Raw genomic sequence first — 22,535 nt, 5'->3', positions numbered from 1 at the left:
TTCGCCACGCGGCTCACGGAAATAGTTTAGAGAGGCAGCATCATGAGAGAAAAAGTTCGCATGAACTCCAGCGCAGGTACCGGGCATTTTTACACCACGGACAAGAACAAGCGCACCACCCCGGACAAGCTGGAAATGAAAAAATACGATCCCGTGGCGCGTAAGCACGTCATGTATAAGGAAGGCAAAATCAAGTAAAGCTTTTGTCCTGGGCGTTGGCTGTATGGCAACGCGCACTGAGAACCCTGGCAGCCGCCGGGGTTTTTTGTGTCCGCAGTTTTGTTTTTACTGACATTGTCTGGGACGCTTCATGGTTCCGGTCGCTGCGAAGCGAACGCGCCCACCTCCAATGACTTTTTGGGAGATCCCTTAGCTGATGCCGGAATTACCCGAAGTTGAAACCACCCGACGTGGTCTTCGCGCCCACTGTGAAGGACGCTGCGTCACCGCCGTGGTGCTTCGGGATACGCGCTTACGCTGGCCGGTGACACCGCTGCTCCCGGAGATCCTGAACGGGCAACGGATCCTGAAACTCGAGCGTCGTGCCAAGTACCTTTTGTTTCGTATGGAACGCGGGACCCTGCTGGTGCATCTTGGTATGTCCGGGTCATTGCGGGTGCTTCTGAAACCCCAGCCCGCCGCCAAGCACGACCATATTGATATTGAGCTCGAGAGCGGTGCGGTGCTGCGCTACAACGACCCGCGCCGCTTTGGCAGTTTTCAGTGGTTTGTCGCCGGTGAGGAATTCACGCCCCTCTCTCGCCTGGGACCTGAGCCCCTGTCGGATGCCTTTGGCGGCAAGCGACTTTTTGAGCTCTCAAGGGGGCGAAAAGTTGCGGTTAAGCCCTTCATCATGGACGGTGCTACGGTGGTTGGCGTCGGTAATATTTACGCCAGCGAGGCGCTGTATCTCGCCGGTATACGTCCGGACCGCGCTGCACAGCGTGTATCCCTTGCCCGGTACCAGCGTTTATCGGAGCACATAAAGCAAGTGCTTACTAACGCCATAGATCAGGGGGGAACTACCTTGCGGGACTTTGTAGGGGGTGACGGCAAGCCCGGATACTTTGCCCAGCAGCTCTTTGTTTATGGTCGTTCCGGCGAGCCCTGCAAGGGCTGTGGCCGTGTCCTCCGGGACAAAGTCATTGGTCAGCGTGCCAGTGTTTATTGCATAGCCTGTCAGCGTTGATCTGGGTACACTTGGAGCGGGCTCAGTTAGTCCCTATTGCGGAGGAAACAACGTGTTAGCTCATATATCGCAAGTAAAACGTCAGATAGGTCTGGTCCTCATTGCGCTCCTGCTGGCGCCTTCGGGATTCGCGCAGAGCTCCATCGATGAAAAACCAAATGCCTTTGCCATGGCGGGTGACCTTGTCGTCGCGCGGCCCATCGGGCTGGTAATGACCGCCGTGGGTGGTGCAGCGTTTGTGGTTTCCCTGCCCTTTACCGCGCTGGCGGGTTCCGTGTCAGAGTCGGCGGAGAGCCTGGTGCTGGGTCCGGCGAAGGAAACCTTTGTGCGCTGTCTCGGATGCCGTGTATCCGGCTACAGCTACAAGGATGCGGAGCGACGCCGGCAACGCAAGGCAGAGGAAGCAGAACAGGCCGCAATGGCGCAGAAGCAATAAGCCGCACACTGTTTGGCCTGCAACTCGGGCCCTGAGAATTACTGCTGGAACTTCTCCTCGAGGGCTTTGCTCACGTTTTCCGGCACGAAGGGCGTGATGTTACCGTTGAGTGCCGCTATCTCCCGCACCAGCGACGAAGAGATATAGGACAGGTGCTCGCTGGGGGTGAGAAAGATGCTCTCGAACTCCGGATACAGCGCGCGATTCATGTTCGCCAGCTGAAACTCGTATTCAAAATCTGCCACGGCACGCAGTCCCCGCAAGACACAGCGTGCGTTCTCGCTGATGACAAAGTCTGTCAGCAGGTTACTGAATCCCTTTACCTCGACGCCGTCGATGCCCGCCAGTGCCTCGCTGCACAATGCAACACGTTCTTCGAGGCTGAACAAAGGGGTTTTCTTTTCGCTGAAGGCGATGGCAACCACGACCCGGTCAAACAGCTTTGACGCCCGTTCCACCAGATCCACGTGGCCGATGGTAATGGGATCGAAAGTCCCGGGGTAAATAATCGTTCGATTGTCCACTATAGGCTTCCGTTATCCCAAGAGAGGGGATACTAAACAATCGACCTGCCCCTCTCAATCAGTACCTGGCCCCAGGTACGCCAAAGGGGCCCCACCCCGTCTTTCTAGTTTTCTATCTAACGTTCTTTGCTTTTCCTCACTTCTTCACACAATAAAGTGCGTAGCTCACATCGCCGCTTTTCTTGCTTCGGTGTTGTTCCCAGGGACCGGGAATTGAGGGGCTGTGATCAGAGGCACACTCTACGTAGACGAGGGCTGCCTCCGCCAAAAGAGCACTGCTCTCCAACTCCTCAAGAACGATATCCAAAAGATCACTGGCAAAAGGCGGATCCAGAAACACCAGATCATATTTGCCCGTGCCGCTGCCCTGGAGGAACTGTCGGGCATCACCCTGCCATACATCGCTACGGTCGTTGGCGCCCAGTAGCGCGAGGGACTCATTGAGGAGCTTCGCGGCCCGGGACTGCTGCTCCACGAACTGGCAATGAGCAGCCCCACGGGATAGTGCTTCCAGTCCCAGGGCACCAGTTCCCGCAAACAGGTCAAGACAACGGGCCTCCGCCGTGTGGGGGGCGAGCCAGTTAAACAGGGTTTCGCGACTGCGGTCCGTGGACGGTCGCAGCCCGGGGAGGTCCGCCACAGGCAGTTTTCGGCCACGCCACTCGCCGGCAATAATCCGCAGCTTCCCCGTGCCTTTTGTTGCTCCCAAGATGCCTGTCCCATCGCAGCGTGAATCCCCGCGATGATACGATAGACACCCGTTAACAACACACGCCAATGCCAGACGTTCCTATTAATGAAGTTTTTTAAATCCAAGCCTGACGCGGAAAAATCCGAAGCCCCATCGACAGACCCGGTTGTTGCGGCAGGTGGGGCATCCAGGACGGCTGAGGACACCACGGGGCCGGGGTTCTTTGGCCGCCTGAAGCGCGGACTTGGTCGCACCAGCGATAGCCTTGCTGCGGGCTTTGGCAACCTCTTTCTGGGCCGTAAAACCATTGATGCCGAATTGTTGGAGGAACTGGAATCCCAGCTACTCATCGCGGATGTCGGTATCGAGGCGACCAGTGAGATCATCGAGCATCTTACGGAGCGGGTATCGCGCAAGGAGCTGTCCGATCCCGAGGCCCTGATGCAGGCCCTTCGCGAAGAGCTCCAGAGTATTCTGCTGCCCTGTCAGCAAAGCTTTGATGTTAGCGTTGGGACGCCCTTTGTCATCCTGATGGTAGGTGTTAACGGCGTGGGCAAAACCACGACTATCGGCAAGCTGGCCCGGCGTTTTCAGGACGAGGGCCGTTCCGTAATGCTGGCTGCGGGAGACACCTTTCGCGCCGCGGCCGTGGAGCAGTTGCAGCACTGGGGCGAGCGTCACGATGTGCCCGTGATAGCCCAGCATACCGGAGCCGATAGTGCCTCGGTGATCTTTGATGCCCTGCAGGCGGCGACGGCCCGGGGTATCGATGTACTCATCGCCGATACCGCCGGTCGTCTTTCCAACAAGAGCCATCTCATGGATGAGCTCAGTAAAGTGGTACGGGTACTGGGCAAGCTGAATCCCGAGGCCCCCCATGAGGTGATGCTGGTTCTTGATGCGGGCACGGGGCAGAACGCCCTTGCCCAGGCGGCGCAGTTTCGCGAGGCGGTGGGGGTCACGGGACTGACCCTGACCAAGCTCGACGGCACGGCAAAGGGGGGCGTCATCTTTGCCATCGCGCGGCGCCTGGGGCTCCCCATTCGGTTTATCGGCGTTGGCGAGTCGGCCGAGGATCTTCGGCCATTTGTCGCCGAGGAGTTTATTCAGGCACTGTTTGACCGGGATTGACTATCGCGAAGAGAAAGCGAAGAGAAAGCCAAGACAAAGCAATGACAAAGCCATGATCAGCTTCGAGCGCGTCAGCAAACGCTATGACAACAGCCATGATGCGCTGCGCGAAGTCAGTTTTTCCATCGACCCCGAGGAGCTGGTATTTCTCACGGGGCACTCCGGTGCGGGAAAAAGCACCCTCCTGCGTCTCATCATGCTCATGGAGCGCCCCAGCCGCGGCCGCGTTGTGGTCGGCGGCGCCGACCTGTCCAAATTCAGCCGTCGCAACATACCCCGGCATCGGCAGTCTATCGGCGTGGTGTTTCAAAATCACAAGCTGCTGATGGACCGGCCGGTGTATGACAACGTGGCCCTGCCTTTGCAGATCGCCGGGTTTGAATATCGGGATATTGATCGCCGGGTTAACGCTGCTCTGGATAAAGTGGGTCTTCTTGATCGCGTCCAGGCCATGCCCATGAGCCTCTCCGGTGGTGAGCAGCAGCGCGTGGGTATCGCCCGCGCCGTGGTGGGACGCCCCGCCATTCTCCTCGCCGATGAGCCCACGGGTAATCTGGATCCCCAATTGTCTGCCGAAATCATGCAGCTCTTTGTGGATTTCAGTCAGGTGGGCGTCACGGTATTGATTGCGAGTCACGATCTGGCGCTCATATCTCGCCTGCGCCACCGTATTCTCACCCTCAAAGACGGACGCCTGGTGTCCGGCGGGGTGTCCATCGATGCCCCGTAAAAGCCGTAATAGCCGCAAAAGCAACGCTCCGGGGAACGCCCGACCCCGGAGGATCCGCTGGGCCGAGCGCTGGCGCGGCTGGCGCCGTCACCACAGTCAGTCCGCAGCGGAAAGTCTGGCAAAGGTCCTGCAACAGCCGCTGTCCAGCTGCATGACCTGGCTGGTGATCGGTATCGCCATCGCTCTCCCCAGCGGTTTGTGGGTGGTATTGGATAACGTGACGCAGTTGGGCGATCAGCTGGAGCGACCGGCCCAGCTATCGCTGTTTCTAAAAGCGGACGTGGAGGCGGATGAGGCTTCCCGCCTCGCCCTGGACCTGGCCCTGCGCGAGAACATCCTCAGCACAGAGTTCGTTGATCGGGACGAGGCCCTGGCAGAGTTTGTGGCGCGTTCGGGCATGGGAGAACTGGCGCAGGGTTTGTCGGAGAATCCGCTACCCCATCTTTTACTGGTGGTTCCCCTGCCGGCATCGCCGGAGGCGCTGGGTGCGTTGCGCGGGGAACTTGAAGGCCTCCCGGCGGTGGAGGAGGCACTGCTGGATACGCTCTGGCTACAGCGCCTGCAGTCACTGATGACCCTGGGCCGCCGGGCCGTGCAGTTACTGGCGCTGCTCCTTCTCGCTGCGGTGGTGCTGGTACTGGGCAACACGATTCGCCTGGCCATCGAGAGCCGGCGGGATGAAATCGTGATCGTGAAGCTCGTCGGAGGCAGTGATGCCTTTGTGCGACGACCTCTCCTGTATACGGGGCTGTGGTTTGGCCTGGGAGGCGGCGTCGTGGCTGCCTTACTGGTCGCCGCGGGGACCTTTGCCCTTGCATCGCCGGTCAATGCCCTTTCCGCGGCCTACCAGAGCACCTTTGTGCTCCGCGGTCTGGGTATCGTCGATAGTCTGCAACTGGTGCTTGTGGGCGCCGCTCTTGGCCTGGGGGGTGCGTGGCTGGCCGTGGCGCGCCATTTAAAGGCGATAGAACCCCGGTGATTATCTGATCCGCAGATATAACAAAATCGTATAAAGAACATAGAAAATTGAACTTTCCCGGGTTTAGCAGTCTAATCATTAGAGTGCTAAAATCCCTGCCCCGTTATGGAGGACACCGTGACTGTAGCGACGACGGAAGCGACGACGGAAGCGACGACGGAAGCGATAACAGGAGCGATGACAAAAGCGATGACCACGACTATGACAGCAACCGCCACAGGAAGTTACGACGCCTATCTTAGCGATGACCTGGGTGATTCCTCAGTGCCCGGCACGCAGATGCTGGCCGTTGATCAGATGGTACCCGGAGCCAATCTCGCTGCCTACGTACAGGCCGTGGCTAAAGTGCCTGTTCTCAGTGCCGATCGAGAGCACGAGCTGGCAGAGAAGCTGTTTTATGATGGTGATGTACAGGCGGCCCGCGAACTGGTCATGTCTCACCTGCGATTTGTCGCGCACATTGCCCGCAGCTACCGCGGTTACGGTCTGGCGGAAGCGGATCTGATTCAGGAAGGTAATGTGGGACTCATGAAGGCGGTGAAACGCTTCGACCCCACCAAGGGTGTGCGCCTGGTGTCCTTTGCCGTGCACTGGATCAAGGCCGAAATACACGAATACATCCTGCGTAACTGGCGCATTGTGAAGATTGCGACGACCAAGGCGCAGCGCAAGCTGTTCTTCAATCTACGAAGCGCGAAGAAGAGCCTCGCCTGGTTGAGCGCTGATGAAGCGAAAGCCGTCGCCGACGATCTTGGCGTAGATGTTCAGGAAGTGCATCGCATGGAAGGGCGCTTGAGCAGCCATGATGTTGCTTTTGACGCCCCCGTAGGCGCTGACGACGAGGAAGGCTGGCAGGCACCGCAGTACTACCTTGAAGATCAGTCAGTGGACCCCGCTACGAATGTAGAAAACAGCGAGTGGCAGGCCGATAGCCAGGCACAGCTCCACGCGGCGATTGCCGAGCTTGATGAGCGCAGCCGTAATATTCTTGCGCAGCGCTGGCTTACGGACGACAAAGCCACCCTGCATGAGCTGGCGGCGGAATATGATGTGTCTGCCGAGCGCATTCGCCAGCTTGAGCAGGCCGCCATGAAAAAAATACGCAAGGTACTCGTCGCCTGATTGACCCAGGTCCGTGATGCGTTAGCGCCGGAGTCTTGTATGGCACAGCTTGGATTTTTCCTCGGCGCTCTGGGTGGACTGTTGAGCGTTGCCTTTGGGGCTTTTGGTGCCCACGCTCTCCGTGACCGCCTCGACGCCTATTCCCTGGGGGTCTTTGAGACCGCCGTGCAATATCAGTTCTATCACAGCCTCGCGCTTTTGATTGCGGGGCTGCTTCTCATTCAGTTTCCGGCCTCCATGCTGCTCAAATCCAGCGTCGTGCTCTTCGTGCTCGGCATTCTCGTCTTTTCCGGCAGTCTCTATATTTTGAGTCTTAGTGGTGTGCGCTGGTGGGGCGCGGTAACACCCCTTGGCGGCCTGGCGTTTATTGCGGCCTGGGCCTGCATGGCCACCGCCGGCTGGCAGCTCCTGGGTTCCTAAACCCATGAACGAGTCTTCGCAGCATCCCCAGCGGCGCATTAAAAGCTTTGTATTGAGAGCCGGACGCATGACCGAGGCTCAGCAGCGCGGCTTTGATGAGGGCTGGTCGCAGTGGGGCATCGATTACCGCCCCGAGCTTCTGAACTTCGATGAGCTCTTCGGGGGCCCCGGTGAGCGGGTATTGGAGATCGGTTTTGGCATGGGCCAGTCGCTTCTGGACATGGCCGCTGCCCGACCCTCAAGTCATTACCTGGGGGTGGAGGTTCACCGGCCCGGTGTCGGGCGACTGCTCCACGGGGTTCAGGAGCTGGGGCTCAGTAATGTGCGGGCGATGTGCCACGACGCCGTGGACGTGCTGGAAAACTGCATTGCTCCGGGCTCCCTCCAGCGCATTCAGATATTCTTCCCGGACCCCTGGCATAAAAAGCGCCATAACAAGCGACGTCTCATTCAGCCGGAATTTACCGAGCTTCTGGCCAGCCGTCTGAGCCCCGGCGGGATCCTCCATCTCGCGACGGATTGGGAACCCTACGCCGAGCACATGCTGGAAGTCCTCAATAACTGTACGGCGCTGGAGAACAGCGGTGAAAACGGCGGCTTTGTACCCCGCCCGGAAGAACGACCCCTGACCAAGTTTGAGCTTCGCGGTCAGCGCCTGGGCCATGGCGTCTGGGATCTGCTGTATCGCCGCGGGTCTGCGGCCTAGTCTTTTTCCGTCGTTGATTGCTCCCCTTCGGGAGCGTCGGGAAAGTCTGGAGAGTCGGGAAAGAAAGCAGCGACCACATCATCCAGAAAGCGCCGCCCCAGGTCCGTGGTGCGGACCTGCTCGCCGTCCCGGGTGAGTAAACCGAGGTCCGCGAGCTCGTCGATGGTGGGTCTGACGCGGTCGGCGTCGAGACCCGTGCGGGCTTCGAAGAGCGTCAGGCTGAATCCTTTGGCAAGGCGCAGGGCATTGAGCATAAATTCTCCCTGGCGGTCGGCGCTGTCCAGCGTGCGCAGATTGCGGCGCTCGCGGCCGCCGGCTGCCAGGTAATCATCCGGCTGACGGGTTTTGGCATAGCGAAAGACCTCGCCCTGCGCCGTACTGAGCTTGCCGTGCGCCCCCGCCCCGATGGCCAGGTAGTCGCCGAAGCGCCAGTAATTGAGATTGTGCTGGCATTCCTCTCCCGGCCGGGCCCAGGCCGAAACCTCGTAGCGGTGATATCCTGCCGATTGAAGTACACGACAACCCTCTTCCTCCAGGCTGCCCAGAATCGAGTCTTCGGGAAGCCTTGGCGGTTGCGAGTAAAAGCGCGTGTTGGGTTCGATGGTGAGTTGGTACCAGGAGAGATGGGGCGGACTCAGTGCGAGCGCTGTGCGGATATCATTGAGTCCCTCCCCGAGGGTTTGCGCCGGGAGTCCGTGCATTAAATCAATGTTGTAGCTTGCTGCGCCGGATCCCTGGGCTGCCGCCGCTGCCCTGCGCGCCATCTCCCCATCATGAATTCGGCCCAGGGCCTGGAGGGCGCCGTTGCTAAAGCTTTGGATCCCCAAAGAGAAACGCGTGACTCCCGCTTCCGCATAGCCCTTGAGGCGGCCCGCCTCGACGCTACCCGGATTGGCTTCCATGGTGACCTCCGCCCCCTTTGCCAAGCCAGCGCTCTTTACCGCCTCCATGAGTCGGCCGATGGCGTCGACACTGAACAGGCTGGGCGTTCCACCACCGATAAACATGGTGTCTATTTCCCGGCGTTGATCGTTTATTTCTGCCTGTAAATCAAGGATAAGGGTATCAATATAGGCCGCTTCCGGTATTACGGACGCTTCATGGGAATTGAAATCACAGTAGGGGCATTTACGTTCGCACCAGGGAAGATGCACGTAGAGGCCCAGTTGGGGTGCTTCCATCAGGGGAGGCGGACTCAGCCTGCGTCGAGGAGCGCCAGCATCCTCGCGGCAGCCACGCCTCGGTGGCTGATGGCATTTTTTTCGGCGGCATCCAGCTCGGCCGCGCTGAGTCCGTGGCTGGGAACATAGAACAGCGGGTCGTAGCCAAAACCGCCCTCGCCCTGGGCCTCGCGAAGAATCACGCCTTCCCAGCGACCCTGGGCAATAAGAGGAATGGGGTCCTCCGGGTGTCGCAGGAGCACGAGCACGCAGTGAAAACGCGCCTGGCGGGCATGGTCCGGAGTATCCGCCATAGCCTGGAGCAGCTTGCTTTTGTTGGCCTCATCATCGCCGTCACGGCCCTCGGCGTAGCGCGCCGAGCGCACGCCCGGTGCGCCCCGGAGCGCATCCACGGCAAGACCCGAGTCATCGGCAAGGGCGGGCAAACCGGTCTGCGCTGCAACGGCTCTCGCTTTGAGGATGGCGTTCTCTACAAAGGTGAGTCCGGTCTCTTCGGCAGGAACGACGCTGAACTCCGATTGGGGGCGCAGATTCACGGGCAGATGCCCGAAGAGTCGTGCGAGCTCGGCAACCTTTCCCTGATTACCGCTGGCCACCACGATGTCTCCCGAGAGCCAGGAAGGCGTTGAGGGTGCTGAGGCCGCGTCAGTCATTGATGTACATCTGTCGTTTGAAATCAATGTTCAGAGTTTCTTCGGAGCCTTCGGGCGTAAAACTGATATCAAAGAAGCGCCATTCGCGATTGATGAATTTGAACTCGCCGATGTAATACAGGGCAGGACCCTCGCGAACTTCAATAAAGTCAAAGTCCACCTGTGCCTGGGTGAGGTCCCAGCTGCGTCCATCCAGGTCCATTTCTCTGGCCACGGTACTGCCATCCTCTAAATGCTCCCGCAGAGAGAGGTTGATAATGGCCCGGCGACTGCCCCGGGCGAGGCCATACTGCGCGGCCACTTCGGGTTCGATAAAGGTGGTGTTTACAACACTGTAATGCAGCTCGTAGTCACCGAAACGCTCGGAAAGCTGCGCCTGTGCGGCGCTGCAGAGGGCGACACAGAGCATGAAAAGTGGTGTGAGCCACCGGCAAAAAGGGGCGGAGAGTTTGTTCATGGTTCAGCACTCCTGAAAGTCATCGGCTGATGTGGTAGATCGCCGTTGTTGCAAAAAGGTTGGGCCAGCGCCGCGCGAGACTGGTTCCCTGATCATTGCCGCCGATCATGTCCCGACCGAGAATTTTGATGCCCCGGTGCGCACAGAGGGTTTCAAAGTCCCGGACGGTGCAGAAATGGATGTTCGGTGTGTCATACCAACTGTAGGGCATGAATCGCGATACGGGCATGCGCCCCCGGGTGGCCAGGTGTAAGCGGCTGCGCCAATGTCCGAAATTAGGAAAAGTCACCACGCATTCGCGACCGACGCGGAGCATCTCCTCCAAAACCTGGTCGGGATAGTGCACCGCCTGCAGCGCGTGAGCCATGACCACCATGTCAAAGCTCTGGTCAGGAAAGTTGGCAAGACCACCATCGAGGTTCTGCTCGATAATATTGAGCCCGCGACTCATGGCCTGGGTAATCGCGTCCGGGTCGATTTCGATGCCCATAACACGGGCACGACGCTCTTTTTGAATGAGTGCCAGAAACTGCCCGTCGCCACAGCCCAGGTCAAGGACGCTGGCCCCGGATTTTATCCAGCGGAGAATGTGCGTGAGGTCCTGACGCATCAGACCTCTACTCTTTTCAGGTAGGCGTCGAGCACCGCCAGGTAGCGGGGTATGGGCAATAGAAAGGCATCGTGTCCTTCATCTGCCTTGATCTCCGCGTAGCTCACCGGTCGCTCTGCGGCGAGTAAGGCATCGACAATCTCCCGGGAACGCGCCGGAGAAAAGCGCCAGTCCGTAGAAAAAGACAGCACCAGATAATCGCAGCTCGCCTTTGCGAAAGCGGCAACGGCGTCCCCGCCATAAGCGGCGGCGAGGTCAAACAGATCGAGGGCGCGGGTCATGAGCACATAGCTGTTGGCGTCGAATACGGAAGAGAACTGCTGGCCCTGATAGCGAAGATAGCTCTCGATCTGAAACTGCGGTGCCCCATCCGCCGTATCGTCTTCGCTCCCCGGCTGCAGCTCCCGTCCGAAACGTGAGGCCATGGCATCGTCGGAAAGATAGGTGATATGACCCACCATGCGGGCAAGGGCCAGCCCCTGGGTGGGTTGTTTCCCCTCACGGAGATAATAGCCCCCGGCGTAGCCCGGATCCGACATGATCGCCCGGCGGGCAATTTCATTGAAGGCGATGTTTTGCGCGCTGAGTTTCATGGCCGCGGCGATCACGACGCAGTGACGCAGGCGCTCGGGGTATCGCAGGGACCAGGCCATGGCCTGCATGCCCCCAAGGCTGCCTCCCACGACCGCTGCCCAGCAGTGAATACCCAGCCGGTCCGCCAGTCGTGCCTGGGCATCTACCCAGTCATCCACCTGGGGCTGGGGAAATTCAGGACCAAAGACTTCGCCCGTTTGGGGGTTCTCACTAGCCGGGCCCGTGGACCCGTGGCAGCCGCCGAGATTATTCAGAGATACCACGAAGAAACGACGGGTATCGATGGGCTTGCCCGGACCTATACAGGCGTTCCACCACCCTGGCTTGCGATCGGTCTCGCTGTGATAGCCCGCAGCGTGGTGGTGTCCCGAAAGGGCGTGGCAGATCAGTAAGGCGTTGCTGGCGGAACTATTGAGTTCGCCATAGGTTTCATACACCAGCTCATAGGTCGGCAGGCTGCCCCCGCCGGTAAAGTGCAGGGGCTCCTCGAAACGTTCGATACGGGGACTGACAATGCCAAGGTCGTGTTCCTGCACGGTGCATTCCCGACCTTAGATGCCCATCACCAGAGCGGGATGGAGTCCCAGGCCTGCGGCAAAATTGCGCAGGGCGATCTGAATGATATTGATCAGGATAAATACCAGGATCGGCGAGAAGTCCATGCCGCCCATGGCAGGCAGCACGCGCCGGAACGGGGCCATGACCGGTTCCGTAATCTGAAACATAAGGTACGCGGCGGGGTTGGAGGTACCCGGCGCGATCCAGCTCAGAATGATCATGCCCAGAAGAGCAAAAAAGTAGATCTTCACCAGGAGGCCGATAACGCTCACGGCGGACCAGGCCAGGAGCAGACTCACGGGAGGCAGACCCACGCCGTTGAGGAGCAACATGGCCACAATGCCCAGGAGCTGAATCACGATCGCGAGCACGAAGGAGGCGAAGTCCAGCCTGCCCCGCGCGGGAATAACACGCCGAACGGGGATAACCAGAGGGTTCGTCGCACGCACCAGGAACTGGCACACGGGATTGTAGAAATCTGCCAGGGAGAGCTGCAGAACAAAACGCATGAGCATGATCAGCAGATAGATGCCCAGGAGCGTTTGAACCAGGTAAATTGTGATTTCGTTAAATGCGTTCATAGTCTTCCGCTGTGATTGACAGGCATTGGCATTGGCATTGGCATAGGCATAGGCGACGACGCTCGCCGGGGGTTTCCATGACTCAGGAAAACTCCTGCGCCAACTCCTCGGAACGGGCCGCGCAGGCCTCCATGGCTTTGCTGACGAGTTTGTCCAGGCCGCCGGCGCTAAAGGCGTCGACGGCACGCTCCGTGGCGCCGTTGGGGCTGCACACCCGACGCCGCAGTTCTGCAGCATCCACATCGCCCTCGGCCAGCATGCGTCCCGCGCCGATACAGGTTTGAGCACAGAGTGTACGCGCGCTCTCCTCATCCAGACCCATACGTCCGGCCTCGGCAATCATGGCTTCCATGAACTGAAAGAAATATGCCGGGGCAGACCCGGCGACGGCGGTAACCGCGTGGAGCAGGGGCTCCTCCTGTACCCACCGGACCACGCCTACGGCGCTCATGACTTCCTCGGCGCGCTGACGGTTGGCGTCGCCCACGGAGGCCCGAGCATAGAGGCCGCTGGCGCCGGCTCCGATCTGGGATGGAGTGTTGGGCATGCAGCGCACAACCTCGCCTTTCGAACCGAGCCACCGGTGGATGTTGTCGGCGGTAACACCTGCCGCTACGGAGATCACCAGGTGGTCATCGCGAATCACCGGAGCCAGCTCTTCACAGACCGCCTGAATGAGCTTTGGCTTGACTCCAAGGACCACGACATCAGCATTCCCGACCACTTCAACGTTACTGTGGCCGAGCTCCGTCAGGCCGAGTTTCTCCAGCGCCTCGAGGGGCCCCTTGCTCGGATTGCTGGCGCTTACGGATCGGGGGTCGACGCCGCCCGCCACCAGTCCGCCGATGATGCTGCGTGACATATTGCCGGCACCGATAAATGCCGTCGTAAATTCGCTCACGGAAATGCCTTGATTAGCTGTGAATTAAGGCGCGACAGTATACATCCTGGCCCCCGGGTACTTCATCACCGCCGGGCACCGAAGATCGCCGTACCGATGCGCACCATGGTGCTCCCGGCGGCCACTGCCGCTTCCAGATCCGCCGACATACCTATGGACAGGGTGTCCAGGGTCGGGTGCTCTTTCCGGGCGTCCTCAAACAATGATGCCAGGCTGTCACAGGCTGCCTTCTGTGCCCCAAAATCCTCAGCGGGTGCGGGGATGGCCATGAGGCCTCTCAGGCGAATATTTGGCAATTGCGTGGCCAGGGCCAGAATCGGCGCCAACTGCCGGGGGGTGATGCCGGACTTGCTGTCCTCTCCTGACACGTTGACCTGGATACACAGGTTCAGGGGTGCCATAGAAGGGTCCCGCTGCTCGCTGAGTCGGCGCAGGATTTTTTCCCGATCGACGCTGTGTACCCAGTCAAAATGCTCGGCGATGGCTCGCGTCTTGTTGGACTGAATGGGGCCGATGAAGTGCCAGGTCAGTGCGAGATCCGCGCAGCTCTTGATTTTCTCCAATGCTTCCTGGAGATAATTTTCACCAAAATCTGTCAGGCCGGCGGCCGCCGCGTCTCTCACGGCCTCGGCGGACTGGGTTTTGCTGACCGCCATGACCCGGACGCTGTCAGGCGGGCGCTGGTATTTTTCCTGCGCACTACTTACCTGTTGGAGTACCTTTGCTATATTGGCGGCAATAAGATCGTTGTCCATACCGCTATGGTAGCGGAGCTGAGCTGCAGCGACACTAGTGCTGTCTGCCTGGCTTTCACTGGGTCAACTTTTAAAAGATCACCTTTCACCGGGTCTAAAGGGGAGTGTACGGGCGGCTTATGGATATTACCGAACTGCTGGCGTTCAGCGCCAAACAGGGTGCTTCTGATTTACACCTCTCCGCGGGATTGCCTCCCATGATTCGTGTCGACGGCGATGTGCGACGCATCAACCTGCCGCCCCTGGAGCACAAGCAGGTGCACGACCTCATCTACGACATCATGAACGACAAGCAGCGCAAGGACTTTGAGGAGTTTCTGGAAACGGACTTTTCCTTCGAGGTTCCCGGTGTAGCGCGTTTCCGGGTGAATGCCTTTAACCAGAACCGCGGCGCAGGCGGTGTGTTCCGGACTATTCCCTCCAAGGTGCTCAGTATGGAGGACCTGGGCATGGGGCAGGTGTTTCGGGATATCAGCATGATGCCCCGGGGACTGGTTCTGGTGACGGGTCCGACGGGTTCCGGCAAGTCAACGACCCTTGCTGCGATGATCGACTTCATCAACGATCACAAGTACGAGCACATCCTCACCATTGAGGATCCGATCGAATTTGTCCACGAGAGCCGCAAGTGTCTGGTTAACCAGCGGGAAGTGCATCGGGACACCCTGGGTTTTGCCGAGGCCCTGCGCAGTGCCCTGCGGGAAGACCCCGACATCATTCTCGTGGGCGAAATGCGGGACCTGGAAACCATTCGTCTTGCCCTCACCGCAGCGGAAACGGGACACCTGGTATTTGGCACCCTGCACACGACCTCCGCGGCCAAGACCATCGACCGCGTCATCGACGTGTTCCCCGCGGCAGAGAAATCCATGGTCCGCTCCATGCTCTCGGAATCTCTTCAGGCGGTGGTCTCCCAGACATTGATGAAGCGTACCGCCGGCGGGCGTGTGGCCGCCCACGAAATCATGCGTGCTACCTCGGCGATTCGAAATCTCATTCGCGAGGACAAGGTTGCGCAGATGTACTCTGCCATTCAGACCGGTCAGGCCGTGGGTATGCAGACCATGGATCAGTGTCTGAAGGAGCTGGTGGACAAGCGGGTGATTTCCCGCGACGTTGCGCGGGAGAAAGCGCGCATGCCGGAGAACTTCTGAATCATCGTGCGTTAATGAGTGCCTGATACTAATGACCGGGGAGTGGAGCTGATGCAAATTGACGAGCTGTTGGCCAGGATGGTGGAAGCTGGGGCATCGGATGGCTTTATCACCGCACGGGCTGCACCCTCCATCAAGGTGGACGGCGAAATCCGGTCCATTGGTAAAGACGGATTGACGGAAGATCAGACCCGCGCCATCGTTCTGGAAACCATGTCGCCTGCCCAGCAGCAGGAGTTTCTCCGCCATCAGGAGTGCAACTATGCCGTGCACTCGGACAAATACGGGCGATTCCGTGCCAGCGCGTTTGTGCAGCGGGGGCAGCATGGGCTGGTGCTGCGACGTATCAAGGACGAAATTCCCAAGATTGCGGAGTTAGGTCTTCCACCGATTGTTTCGGAGCTTGCCATGGCCAAGCGGGGCCTGGTGATCTTTGTCGGGGGCACCGGTACGGGTAAGTCCACGTCCCTGGCGGCCATGGTGGGTCATCGCAACCGCAATAGCCGGGGGCACATTCTGTCCATTGAGGACCCCATTGAATTCGTCCACGATCACGCCGGCTGTCTGGTCACCCAGCGGGAAGTGGGTATCGACACGGACACATTCGAAGCGGGTTTGCAGAATGCCCTGCGTCAGGCGCCGGACGTTATTTTGATCGGCGAGGTTCGTTCAGCGGAAACCATGGCCCAGGCTCTGACCTTCGCGGAAACCGGGCACCTCTGTCTGTGCACCCTGCACGCCAACAACGCCAACCAGGCCATCGATCGCATTTTGAGTTTTTTCCCCGTGGCGCGTCATAACCAGGTGCTCATGGATCTCTCGCTCAACCTCAATGCCATGATCGCGCAGCAGTTACTCCCCACCGCCACCGGTGACGGGCGGGTGCCGGTCATGGAGGTGCTGCTCAATTCGCCCCTGATCTCCGATCACATCCGTAACGGTCAGATACATCTCATCAAGGAGGTCATGGCCAAGTCCACGGAGCAGGGTATGCAGACTCTGGATCAGTCCCTGCTTGCCAAGTACTGTGATGGCGAAGTGACCGCCGAAGAGGCGATCCGCTGTGCGGACTCGGCAAACGAGGTCCGTCTGGGCATCAAGATGTTCGACAAGCGCCAGAGCAGTCATGCCAACACTGTAAACCTGCAGGTAGATCGCTGAATCAGCGCTGGCGTAGCCAGTCCTTCAGGATCAATTCCGCCGCCAGGTCATCCACGGGGCTCTCGTGATAATCACCGGAGTGCCCTGCTTCTCTCTGCTGCTGCTTGACTTCAAAACTGCTCAGGCGTTCGTCGACCATTTCAACGGCGATGCCCAGGCGCCCTTCCAGACGGCGGGCGAATTTTCGCGCACGCTGGGCAAAATCGCTCACCGTGCCATCCATGTTCAGGGGATCCCCGATGAGCAGCAGATCCGGTTCCCACTCCTTGCACAGCGCCGCAACCTGCGTCCAGTCGGGCTGACCGTCGCGGGCCCTGAGAATCGCCAGGGGTTGCGTCGTTCCCAGCGCTGAATTGCCCACGGCCACGCCAATCTGGCGCAGTCCGTAGTCAAAGGCGAGAATCCGGCGGGGAGCGTTGCTTGCGTTCAGGCGTGGCCCGCCTCTGCACTCATAAGATTCATATCGATGCCCAGGGCTGCGGCGGCCGCCGCAACGCGATCTTCGATAGCCGTATGAAAAATGATGCGCTTATCCGCGGGCAGGGTAAGCCAGCTATTGTTGGCAATTTCTTCTTCCAGCTGTCCCGCGGACCACCCCGCATAGCCGAGTGCCACCGCATAGTCTTTTGGCCCCTCGCCGGCAGCGATGGCACTCAGTACGTCCCGGGAGGTTGTGAGCTGTACCTCGGGCGTCACCCGCAGGGATGAGTCCCAGGTCTGCTCGCCCCGGGGGTGGAGCACAAAACCGTGATCGATTTGCACGGGACCCCCGGCGAGCACCACCTGGTCCTGAAAGCGGGGCGCGCAGTCGATCTCCAGGTGATCAAAGATTTCGCCGAGGGACAGATCCAGGGGCTGGTTGATCACGATACCCATGGCGCCGGCCTCGCCATGCTCACAGATATAGGTGATGCTGCCGCTGAAAAGCCCCGAGTCCAGACCCGGCATCGCCAGGAGGAAATGGTCCCGAAGGCTGTCACTGCTCGATATCTTCAAGCTTTTGCCTCCTGCGATGCCTTTGCGCTTGCGTCTCTTGCCGGATGATTTGAAGGAAAATCACTCTAATTTGAGCTTAGCGGGTTCTGCTCGAATTGCCATATGCGCACGATTTCCAGCTTGTCTGTCGTGGCACGCAACTCATCGGGAAAGGGCGAGTAGGGGGCAGCGAGACGCACGATGCGCATGGCGGCTTCGTCCAGTACCGCATAGCCCGACGACCGCAAAATATCGATGTCTTCAAGACTGCCGTCCTTGCGCACGGTGACCAGCATTTCAAGGCTCCCGTAAATGCCGTAGCGCAGGGATGCTTCCGGATAATACTGATTGCCGACACTCTCTACCCGGGAGCGCCAGTCTGCGAGATAGGCGGCGTCCACGGCTGCACTGGCGGAGACGGCGGTAAGACGTCTCACCCGGGGCTGGTTGGAATACTGCTGACGCTGGACATTGAGGTCTGCCTGGAGCTGCGCGAGCTTCTGCTGAAGGCGGGCGAGTTCTCTCTCGGCCTCGGGCAGATCCTCCAGGTTTTGCTGTTCACCCCTGCGATCGACGACCTTGCGTTCTCCGTTGGTGGACGTCACTGCCGGAGCCGCGAGTCTCTCGCGTCCCGCATTAGCCGTGGTCTGGCGCTGAGCGCTCTGGGCAATGGGCTGCGGTAAGGCGCTTTTTGCGCCCGAGGCGCGATCTCTCAGGGCTTCGGAACCGCTCCCCGTCTGGTCTGCCTGGGCAATATGGTCGGCCGTCACGGGCCGCCGGCCGGGGGTTTGCACCAGGGTGACCTCTACCTGATGGCGCGCTTTCTGGCCGCGCCAGACATCGAAGCTCACGCCAAAGATCAGCAGCACATGCAGCGTGCTGGCAATGAGCACTGCCAGCATGAGTCGGTCGTTGCCATCGGCTACCGCTGTGGTCATTCCTCAGCCGCGGCTTGCCAGGCGTTTTTCGATGGCGTTCATCAGCTTGCCGGCGATGTCCGTGTCATAGGCCGCATCGATCTCCCGGATACAGGTGGGGCTGGTGACGTTGATTTCCGTGAGGTAATCACCGATGACATCAAGCCCTACAAAAATAAGTCCTCTTTCCACCAGGGACGGACCCACCTGGGCCGCGATCCACAGATCCCGCTCGGACAACGGCTGCGCACGACCCGACCCGCCGGCAGCGAGATTGCCCCGGGTCTCCCCCTTGATGGGCAGACGGGCAAGACCATAGGGGATGGGCTCCCCTTCAATCATGAGGATCCGCTTGTCGCCGTCCTTGATTTCCGGGAGGTAGCGCTGGGCCATGATGGTCTGAGTGTTGAGTTCCGTGAGCGTTTCGAGAATGACGTTGAGGTTGGGGTCATCCTCCCTGACGCGGAAGATCGACGTGCCGCCCATGCCGTCCAGCGGTTTGAAGATCACATCACCATGAGTTTGATGAAAGGCCTTGAGCTGCGCGGTATCGCCGCTGACGAGAACCGGTGGACAGCAATCGGGAAACTGCGTGGCAAACACCTTTTCGTTGCAGTCACGAAGGGACTGGCAGCGATTGACGATGAGCGTGCCAAGACGCTCCGCGGCTTCGAGGATATAGGTGGCGTAGACATACTCGTTGTCGAAGGGCGGATCCTTGCGCATAAGAATCACGTCCAGGTCCGCGAGAGAGCGATGGCTTGCCTCGCCGAGCTCGAACCAGTGATCAGGGTCTTTGAACACCTGAAGCTCGGCCATGCGGCCCAGGGGTGCGCCCTGGTCCAGGGAGAGATCGCCGGGCTCCATATAGTAGAGGGACCAGCCGCGATCGGCGGCCGCCCAGAGCATGGCCATGGTGCTGTCTTTCTTGTAGCTGATCGCGGAGATGGGATCCATCACCACGCCTAGTTTGATGCTCATGCCGTTGTCTCGATAGTTAAAAACTCAATCTACGAGAAGCCACCCATGGTCGCAAGCATCACAGGCTTATATCGCCCCAACGCGCCTGTGCCAGGGCCAGTCCTACGAGGGGTGCCGTCTCTGTACGCAGGATGCGCGGCCCCATTTGCAGGGCGCAAAAGCCCTGATCAAGGGCAGCAGTGACCTCTTCGTCACTAAAGCCTCCCTCGGGTCCCACGAGGAGCGTGAGGGACTTGCAGTGGGTCGGTAGAGGGCTGGGATGGGCGCTCGTGTGGAGGATAAGGCGAAGACTATCGTCCCCCTTTGCTGCCCGTTGGAGGGTTTCTTCGAAGGAGGTCGGTGTTTCCACCGTGGGGAGCCGGTTGCGGCCGCACTGCTCACAGGCGCTGATGGCGATGCGTTCCCAATGCTGTCGTTTCCTGGCCAGACGTGTCTCGTCCAGACGCACCCCCGTGCGCTCGCTGATCATGGGCCAGATCTCGGTGACACCGAGCTCCGTGGCTTTTTGTACCACGGTATCCATGCGGTCACCCCGGGACAGGGCGATGATCAATACCGTGTCTAGCGGCGACTCGCGGGTTGGCTGCTGGATGCTTTTAACAATGACCGACACCTGGGATTTATCGAGATCGCTGATCTCCCCGTGGGCTTCAATGCCGCTGCCGTCAAACAGGCAGAGGGAGTCTCCCGCGCGCATGCGCAGGGCCTTTGCAATATGCCGTGAGGGCTCTTTTTCCAGCGTGAGGGTACTGCCCTCGCTCAGGGTTTGCGCGGTGAAAAAGCGCGGACGCAGCATGGCGTCCGCTTATAGTCCGAGGTTTCTGCAGATCTGCAGAGTCGGTTGCGCCTGATTCATGGTGTAAAAGTGAATACCCGGCGCGTCGCTCTCCAGCAGCGTCTGGCAAAGCTGCGTAACGACATCGATGCCAAAGGCGCGAATGCTCTCCTGATCATCGGCGAAGCCCTCCAGGCGTTTGCTGATCCACCGGGGAATTTCCGCGCCACAGTTTTTGGAAAACCGCGCAAGGTTGGCGTAATTGGTAATGGGCATGATGCCCGCGTAGATAGGCTTGTCGATGCCGATGGCTGCACAGCGATCCAAAAAGTAGAAGTACGCCTCTACATTGTAGAAGTACTGGGTAATAGCGCTGTCCGCGCCCGCATCAAACTTGCCCTTGAGATAGTGAATATCGGATTCGTAGCTTTCCGCCTGGGGATGAATCTCCGGGTAGGCTGCCACTTCGATATGAAAATGATTGCCCGTGTGTTCGCGGATAAATGCCACCAGCTCATTGGCATAGACCAATCGAGCGCCGCCGCCGGCGCCCGATGGCAAATCACCCCGCAAAGCCACGAGTCGTTTAATACCCGCCGCTTTGTAATCCTGTAACAGCGCTGCAATCGTTGCCTCGTCATCGAGCCCAAAGCTCAGGTGCGGCGCGACGTCCAGACCCTGGGCGTTAAGCCCTTCGACGATGCCCCGGGTGTTGTCCCGGGTAGAGCCCCCGGCACCATAGGTCACCGAGTAGAACTCGGGACCCACGGCCTGTAACTCCGGGGTCGTAACGTTGAGCAGCTTTTCCCGTCCCGCATCGGTTTTAGCAGGGAAGTACTCAAAGCTGATTGCTGCAGACTTGCTCATGCTTGCCTCAGTACTTGTAGTCCTGACCTTTGAACGGGCCATCAACGGATACGTGAATGTAGTCAGCCTGCTCCTTCGTGAGCCTGGTGATTACGCCGCCGAAGCCTGCCACCATGTGCGCGGCGACCTCTTCGTCCAGCTTCTTGGGCAGTACTTCGACCTTCACAGCCGATTCCTTCATGTTGGCTTCCAGGTCTGCGAAGCGACGCTCGAACAGGTAGATCTGTGCCAGCACCTGGTTGGCAAAGGAGCCGTCCATGATGCGCGAGGGGTGGCCCGTGGCATTACCCAGGTTCACCAGGCGACCTTCCGCCAGGAGAATCAGGTGGTCGTTCGTCGCCTGGTCACGATAGACCTTGTGTACCTGCGGCTTGATCTCTTCCCACTGCCACTCACGACGCATGTAGGCCGTGTCGATTTCATTGTCGAAGTGACCGATGTTGCAGACCAGTGCTGCGCTCTTGAGGGCGCCGAGCATACGGGCGTTGCAAACGTTGTAGTTACCGGTGGTTGTTACCAGCAGGTCCGTTTTCTGGAGCAGTTCGCGATCGATGCACTCGTCGCTGCCGTCATCGATACCATCGATGTAGGGCGATACCACCTCGTAGCCATCCATGCAGGCCTGCATGGCGCAGATGGGGTCGACTTCGGTGACGCGAACGATCATACCTTCCTGACGGAGGGACTGGGCAGATCCTTTACCCACATCGCCATAGCCGATGACCAGGGCACGCTTACCGGAGAGCAGGTGGTCCGTGGCGCGCTTGATGGCATCGTTAAGACTGTGACGGCAGCCGTACTTGTTGTCGTTCTTGGACTTGGTCACGGAGTCGTTCACGTTGACCGCAGGTACCTTGAGGGTGCCGGCTTCGAGCATTTCGTAGAGACGGTGAACACCGGTGGTGGTCTCTTCGGTAATGCCGTGGATGGTGTCCAGCATCTCGGGGTACTTGTCGTGGAGGATAGCCGTGAGGTCGCCGCCATCATCCAGAACCATGTTGGCATCCCAGGGCTGGCCATCCTTGAGGATGGTTTGCTCGATGCACCACTCGTATTCCTCTTCCGTCTCACCTTTCCAGGCAAAGACCGGTACGCCGGACGCCGCAATCGCTGCTGCTGCGTGGTCCTGGGTAGAGAAGATGTTGCAGGATGACCAGCGCACTTCCGCACCGAGATGCGTCAGGGTTTCGATGAGGACACCGGTCTGGATGGTCATGTGGATACAGCCAAGGATCTTCGCGCCGGCAAGGGGCTTGGAATCGCCGTACTGCTCACGGAGCGCCATAAGCGCCGGCATCTCGCCTTCGGCGATCTCCAGTTCGCGACGGCCCCAGTCTGCAAGACTGATGTCGGCGACGCGATAGTCGGGGGTAGTGTTTAACTTGGTTACGGTGCTCATAGTACTGCTCCTGATGACTTCTTAAAAAAGTATGTGACTTGTGGTTTGTTCATCTCGGTTGGCGCGCCAGGGGCTTTTGGGAGACGCT

Annotated in this window: 28 protein-coding genes; 11 read left to right on the top strand and 17 right to left on the bottom strand. The window is 59.4% G+C overall.

What is annotated here, in order from left to right:
- Nucleotides 1-42: 42 nt before the first annotated feature.
- From rpmG to KT71_RS00695, 3 genes are all read left to right on the top strand, one after another.
- Complete coding sequence (gene rpmG / locus KT71_RS00705) at nt 43-198, top strand: 50S ribosomal protein L33 (RefSeq protein ID WP_008293439.1); 156 nt, start codon at nt 43-45, stop codon at nt 196-198.
- A 178-nt stretch (nt 199-376) separates the two neighbouring features.
- Nucleotides 377-1,189 carry a bifunctional DNA-formamidopyrimidine glycosylase/DNA-(apurinic or apyrimidinic site) lyase gene (mutM, locus tag KT71_RS00700; protein ID WP_008293440.1) on the top strand — a complete coding sequence of 271 codons (813 nt, stop codon included), beginning with the start codon at nt 377-379 and terminating at the stop codon, nt 1,187-1,189.
- A gap of 52 nt (nt 1,190-1,241) precedes the next feature.
- Complete coding sequence (locus KT71_RS00695; protein WP_008293441.1) at nt 1,242-1,625, top strand: hypothetical protein; 384 nt, start codon at nt 1,242-1,244, stop codon at nt 1,623-1,625.
- A gap of 38 nt (nt 1,626-1,663) precedes the next feature.
- Here the strand turns inward: KT71_RS00695 and coaD are convergent, their stop codons facing one another.
- Nucleotides 1,664-2,149, bottom strand: coding sequence for a pantetheine-phosphate adenylyltransferase (gene coaD, locus KT71_RS00690; protein ID WP_008293442.1), 486 nt, complete (start codon nt 2,147-2,149; stop codon nt 1,664-1,666).
- A gap of 136 nt (nt 2,150-2,285) precedes the next feature.
- Nucleotides 2,286-2,858, bottom strand: a complete 573-nt coding sequence (rsmD, locus tag KT71_RS00685) for a 16S rRNA (guanine(966)-N(2))-methyltransferase RsmD (RefSeq protein ID WP_008293443.1) — start codon at nt 2,856-2,858, stop codon at nt 2,286-2,288.
- An 87-nt stretch (nt 2,859-2,945) separates the two neighbouring features.
- On the opposite strand from rsmD, the gene ftsY reads away from it, so the two are divergent.
- From ftsY to trmB, 6 genes are all read left to right on the top strand, one after another.
- The gene (gene ftsY / locus KT71_RS00680) at nt 2,946-3,971 is read left to right on the top strand and encodes a signal recognition particle-docking protein FtsY (protein ID WP_008293444.1); all 1,026 of its coding nucleotides are present in this window, start codon (nt 2,946-2,948) and stop codon (nt 3,969-3,971) included.
- Nucleotides 3,972-4,023: 52 nt separating this feature from the next.
- Nucleotides 4,024-4,701: a cell division ATP-binding protein FtsE gene (gene ftsE, locus KT71_RS00675; RefSeq protein ID WP_023659753.1), complete on the top strand. Its 678-nt coding sequence runs from the start codon at nt 4,024-4,026 to the stop codon at nt 4,699-4,701.
- On the top strand, nt 4,691-5,680 hold the full coding sequence (gene ftsX / locus KT71_RS00670) for a permease-like cell division protein FtsX (RefSeq protein WP_008293446.1): 990 nt from the start codon (nt 4,691-4,693) through the stop codon (nt 5,678-5,680). Before ftsE ends, ftsX begins: the two co-directional genes overlap by 11 nt.
- Before the next feature lie 279 nt (nt 5,681-5,959).
- Nucleotides 5,960-6,802, top strand: coding sequence for an RNA polymerase sigma factor RpoH (gene rpoH, locus KT71_RS00665; protein ID WP_040362561.1), 843 nt, complete (start codon nt 5,960-5,962; stop codon nt 6,800-6,802).
- Nucleotides 6,803-6,841: 39 nt separating this feature from the next.
- Nucleotides 6,842-7,222 carry a DUF423 domain-containing protein gene (locus KT71_RS00660; RefSeq protein ID WP_008293448.1) on the top strand — a complete coding sequence of 127 codons (381 nt, stop codon included), beginning with the start codon at nt 6,842-6,844 and terminating at the stop codon, nt 7,220-7,222.
- A 4-nt stretch (nt 7,223-7,226) separates the two neighbouring features.
- Nucleotides 7,227-7,928: a tRNA (guanosine(46)-N7)-methyltransferase TrmB gene (gene trmB, locus KT71_RS00655; RefSeq protein ID WP_040362081.1), complete on the top strand. Its 702-nt coding sequence runs from the start codon at nt 7,227-7,229 to the stop codon at nt 7,926-7,928.
- Here the strand turns inward: trmB and hemW are convergent.
- The 8 genes from hemW to KT71_RS00615 all read right to left on the bottom strand — a co-directional run bounded on the left by hemW (nt 7,925) and on the right by KT71_RS00615 (nt 14,218).
- Complete coding sequence (gene hemW, locus KT71_RS00650; protein WP_008293450.1) at nt 7,925-9,109, bottom strand: radical SAM family heme chaperone HemW; 1,185 nt, start codon at nt 9,107-9,109, stop codon at nt 7,925-7,927. The two genes, trmB and hemW, sit on opposite strands and share 4 nt — an antisense overlap.
- A 14-nt stretch (nt 9,110-9,123) precedes the next feature.
- Nucleotides 9,124-9,762, bottom strand: a complete 639-nt coding sequence (gene rdgB, locus KT71_RS00645) for an RdgB/HAM1 family non-canonical purine NTP pyrophosphatase (protein ID WP_008293451.1) — start codon at nt 9,760-9,762, stop codon at nt 9,124-9,126.
- Nucleotides 9,755-10,219, bottom strand: coding sequence for a DUF4426 domain-containing protein (locus KT71_RS00640; RefSeq protein WP_023659750.1), 465 nt, complete (start codon nt 10,217-10,219; stop codon nt 9,755-9,757). The genes rdgB and KT71_RS00640 overlap by 8 nt, the downstream gene beginning before the upstream one ends.
- Before the next feature lie 19 nt (nt 10,220-10,238).
- A complete protein-coding gene (metW, locus tag KT71_RS00635) occupies nt 10,239-10,829 on the bottom strand; it encodes a methionine biosynthesis protein MetW (RefSeq protein WP_008293453.1) in 591 nt (196 codons plus the stop codon).
- Nucleotides 10,829-11,959 (bottom strand): homoserine O-succinyltransferase MetX, encoded by a 1,131-nt coding sequence (gene metX / locus KT71_RS00630; protein ID WP_008293454.1) that lies wholly within the window; start codon nt 11,957-11,959, stop codon nt 10,829-10,831. The genes metW and metX overlap by 1 nt, the downstream gene beginning before the upstream one ends.
- 15 nt (nt 11,960-11,974) lie before the next feature.
- Nucleotides 11,975-12,562, bottom strand: coding sequence for a YggT family protein (locus KT71_RS00625; protein ID WP_008293455.1), 588 nt, complete (start codon nt 12,560-12,562; stop codon nt 11,975-11,977).
- Nucleotides 12,563-12,644: 82 nt separating this feature from the next.
- Nucleotides 12,645-13,463: a pyrroline-5-carboxylate reductase gene (gene proC / locus KT71_RS00620; RefSeq protein ID WP_008293456.1), complete on the bottom strand. Its 819-nt coding sequence runs from the start codon at nt 13,461-13,463 to the stop codon at nt 12,645-12,647.
- Nucleotides 13,464-13,528: 65 nt separating this feature from the next.
- Entirely contained in the window at nt 13,529-14,218 is a 690-nt protein-coding gene (locus KT71_RS00615; RefSeq protein ID WP_008293457.1) for a YggS family pyridoxal phosphate-dependent enzyme, read from the bottom strand.
- Between the two features lie 119 nt (nt 14,219-14,337).
- Between KT71_RS00615 and KT71_RS00610 the strand changes: the two genes are divergently transcribed.
- Nucleotides 14,338-15,372, top strand: coding sequence for a type IV pilus twitching motility protein PilT (locus KT71_RS00610; RefSeq protein WP_008293458.1), 1,035 nt, complete (start codon nt 14,338-14,340; stop codon nt 15,370-15,372).
- Nucleotides 15,373-15,423: 51 nt separating this feature from the next.
- Nucleotides 15,424-16,533 carry a PilT/PilU family type 4a pilus ATPase gene (locus KT71_RS00605; RefSeq protein ID WP_023659749.1) on the top strand — a complete coding sequence of 370 codons (1,110 nt, stop codon included), beginning with the start codon at nt 15,424-15,426 and terminating at the stop codon, nt 16,531-16,533.
- Between the two features lies 1 nt (nt 16,534).
- Here the strand turns inward: KT71_RS00605 and ruvX are convergent, their stop codons facing one another.
- The 7 genes from ruvX to ahcY all read right to left on the bottom strand — a co-directional run bounded on the left by ruvX (nt 16,535) and on the right by ahcY (nt 22,447).
- The gene (ruvX, locus tag KT71_RS00600) at nt 16,535-16,936 is read right to left on the bottom strand and encodes a Holliday junction resolvase RuvX (RefSeq protein ID WP_051403784.1); all 402 of its coding nucleotides are present in this window, start codon (nt 16,934-16,936) and stop codon (nt 16,535-16,537) included.
- 23 nt (nt 16,937-16,959) lie between these two features.
- A complete protein-coding gene (locus tag KT71_RS00595) occupies nt 16,960-17,529 on the bottom strand; it encodes a YqgE/AlgH family protein (protein WP_023659748.1) in 570 nt (189 codons plus the stop codon).
- A 65-nt stretch (nt 17,530-17,594) separates the two neighbouring features.
- Nucleotides 17,595-18,446, bottom strand: a complete 852-nt coding sequence (locus tag KT71_RS00590; protein WP_008293462.1) for an energy transducer TonB — start codon at nt 18,444-18,446, stop codon at nt 17,595-17,597.
- 3 nt (nt 18,447-18,449) lie between these two features.
- Nucleotides 18,450-19,406 carry a glutathione synthase gene (gene gshB / locus KT71_RS00585; protein WP_008293463.1) on the bottom strand — a complete coding sequence of 319 codons (957 nt, stop codon included), beginning with the start codon at nt 19,404-19,406 and terminating at the stop codon, nt 18,450-18,452.
- A gap of 58 nt (nt 19,407-19,464) precedes the next feature.
- Nucleotides 19,465-20,202 (bottom strand): 16S rRNA (uracil(1498)-N(3))-methyltransferase, encoded by a 738-nt coding sequence (locus KT71_RS00580; RefSeq protein ID WP_008293464.1) that lies wholly within the window; start codon nt 20,200-20,202, stop codon nt 19,465-19,467.
- 9 nt (nt 20,203-20,211) lie between these two features.
- Nucleotides 20,212-21,048, bottom strand: a complete 837-nt coding sequence (metF, locus tag KT71_RS00575) for a methylenetetrahydrofolate reductase [NAD(P)H] (RefSeq protein WP_008293465.1) — start codon at nt 21,046-21,048, stop codon at nt 20,212-20,214.
- Nucleotides 21,049-21,055: 7 nt separating this feature from the next.
- Nucleotides 21,056-22,447 (bottom strand): adenosylhomocysteinase, encoded by a 1,392-nt coding sequence (gene ahcY / locus KT71_RS00570; protein ID WP_008293466.1) that lies wholly within the window; start codon nt 22,445-22,447, stop codon nt 21,056-21,058.
- Between the last annotated feature and the right edge of the window lie 88 nt (nt 22,448-22,535).

Origin of the sequence: Congregibacter litoralis KT71 (genome assembly GCF_000153125.2) — a bacterium.
GTDB lineage: Bacteria > Pseudomonadota > Gammaproteobacteria > Pseudomonadales > Halieaceae > Congregibacter > Congregibacter litoralis.
This window is presented reverse-complemented; position numbering and strand designations above follow the sequence as displayed.

What these genes read in the sequence shown, in the direction of transcription:
- rpmG (WP_008293439.1), top strand. Translation starts at nt 43, where the DNA reads ATGAGAGAAAAAGTTCGCATGAACTCCAGCGCAGGTACCGGGCATTTT.
- mutM (WP_008293440.1), top strand. Translation starts at nt 377, where the DNA reads ATGCCGGAATTACCCGAAGTTGAAACCACCCGACGTGGTCTTCGCGCC.
- ftsY (WP_008293444.1), top strand. Translation starts at nt 2,946, where the DNA reads ATGAAGTTTTTTAAATCCAAGCCTGACGCGGAAAAATCCGAAGCCCCA.
- ftsE (WP_023659753.1), top strand. Translation starts at nt 4,024, where the DNA reads ATGATCAGCTTCGAGCGCGTCAGCAAACGCTATGACAACAGCCATGAT.
- ftsX (WP_008293446.1), top strand. Translation starts at nt 4,691, where the DNA reads ATGCCCCGTAAAAGCCGTAATAGCCGCAAAAGCAACGCTCCGGGGAAC.
- rpoH (WP_040362561.1), top strand. Translation starts at nt 5,960, where the DNA reads ATGCTGGCCGTTGATCAGATGGTACCCGGAGCCAATCTCGCTGCCTAC.
- KT71_RS00660 (WP_008293448.1), top strand. Translation starts at nt 6,842, where the DNA reads ATGGCACAGCTTGGATTTTTCCTCGGCGCTCTGGGTGGACTGTTGAGC.
- trmB (WP_040362081.1), top strand. Translation starts at nt 7,227, where the DNA reads ATGAACGAGTCTTCGCAGCATCCCCAGCGGCGCATTAAAAGCTTTGTA.
- hemW (WP_008293450.1), bottom strand. Translation starts at nt 9,109, where the DNA reads ATGGAAGCACCCCAACTGGGCCTCTACGTGCATCTTCCCTGGTGCGAA.
- rdgB (WP_008293451.1), bottom strand. Translation starts at nt 9,762, where the DNA reads ATGACTGACGCGGCCTCAGCACCCTCAACGCCTTCCTGGCTCTCGGGA.
- KT71_RS00640 (WP_023659750.1), bottom strand. Translation starts at nt 10,219, where the DNA reads ATGAACAAACTCTCCGCCCCTTTTTGCCGGTGGCTCACACCACTTTTC.
- metW (WP_008293453.1), bottom strand. Translation starts at nt 10,829, where the DNA reads ATGCGTCAGGACCTCACGCACATTCTCCGCTGGATAAAATCCGGGGCC.
- KT71_RS00625 (WP_008293455.1), bottom strand. Translation starts at nt 12,562, where the DNA reads ATGAACGCATTTAACGAAATCACAATTTACCTGGTTCAAACGCTCCTG.
- KT71_RS00615 (WP_008293457.1), bottom strand. Translation starts at nt 14,218, where the DNA reads ATGGACAACGATCTTATTGCCGCCAATATAGCAAAGGTACTCCAACAG.
- KT71_RS00610 (WP_008293458.1), top strand. Translation starts at nt 14,338, where the DNA reads ATGGATATTACCGAACTGCTGGCGTTCAGCGCCAAACAGGGTGCTTCT.
- KT71_RS00605 (WP_023659749.1), top strand. Translation starts at nt 15,424, where the DNA reads ATGCAAATTGACGAGCTGTTGGCCAGGATGGTGGAAGCTGGGGCATCG.
- KT71_RS00590 (WP_008293462.1), bottom strand. Translation starts at nt 18,446, where the DNA reads ATGACCACAGCGGTAGCCGATGGCAACGACCGACTCATGCTGGCAGTG.
- gshB (WP_008293463.1), bottom strand. Translation starts at nt 19,406, where the DNA reads ATGAGCATCAAACTAGGCGTGGTGATGGATCCCATCTCCGCGATCAGC.
- KT71_RS00580 (WP_008293464.1), bottom strand. Translation starts at nt 20,202, where the DNA reads ATGCTGCGTCCGCGCTTTTTCACCGCGCAAACCCTGAGCGAGGGCAGT.
- metF (WP_008293465.1), bottom strand. Translation starts at nt 21,048, where the DNA reads ATGAGCAAGTCTGCAGCAATCAGCTTTGAGTACTTCCCTGCTAAAACC.
- ahcY (WP_008293466.1), bottom strand. Translation starts at nt 22,447, where the DNA reads ATGAGCACCGTAACCAAGTTAAACACTACCCCCGACTATCGCGTCGCC.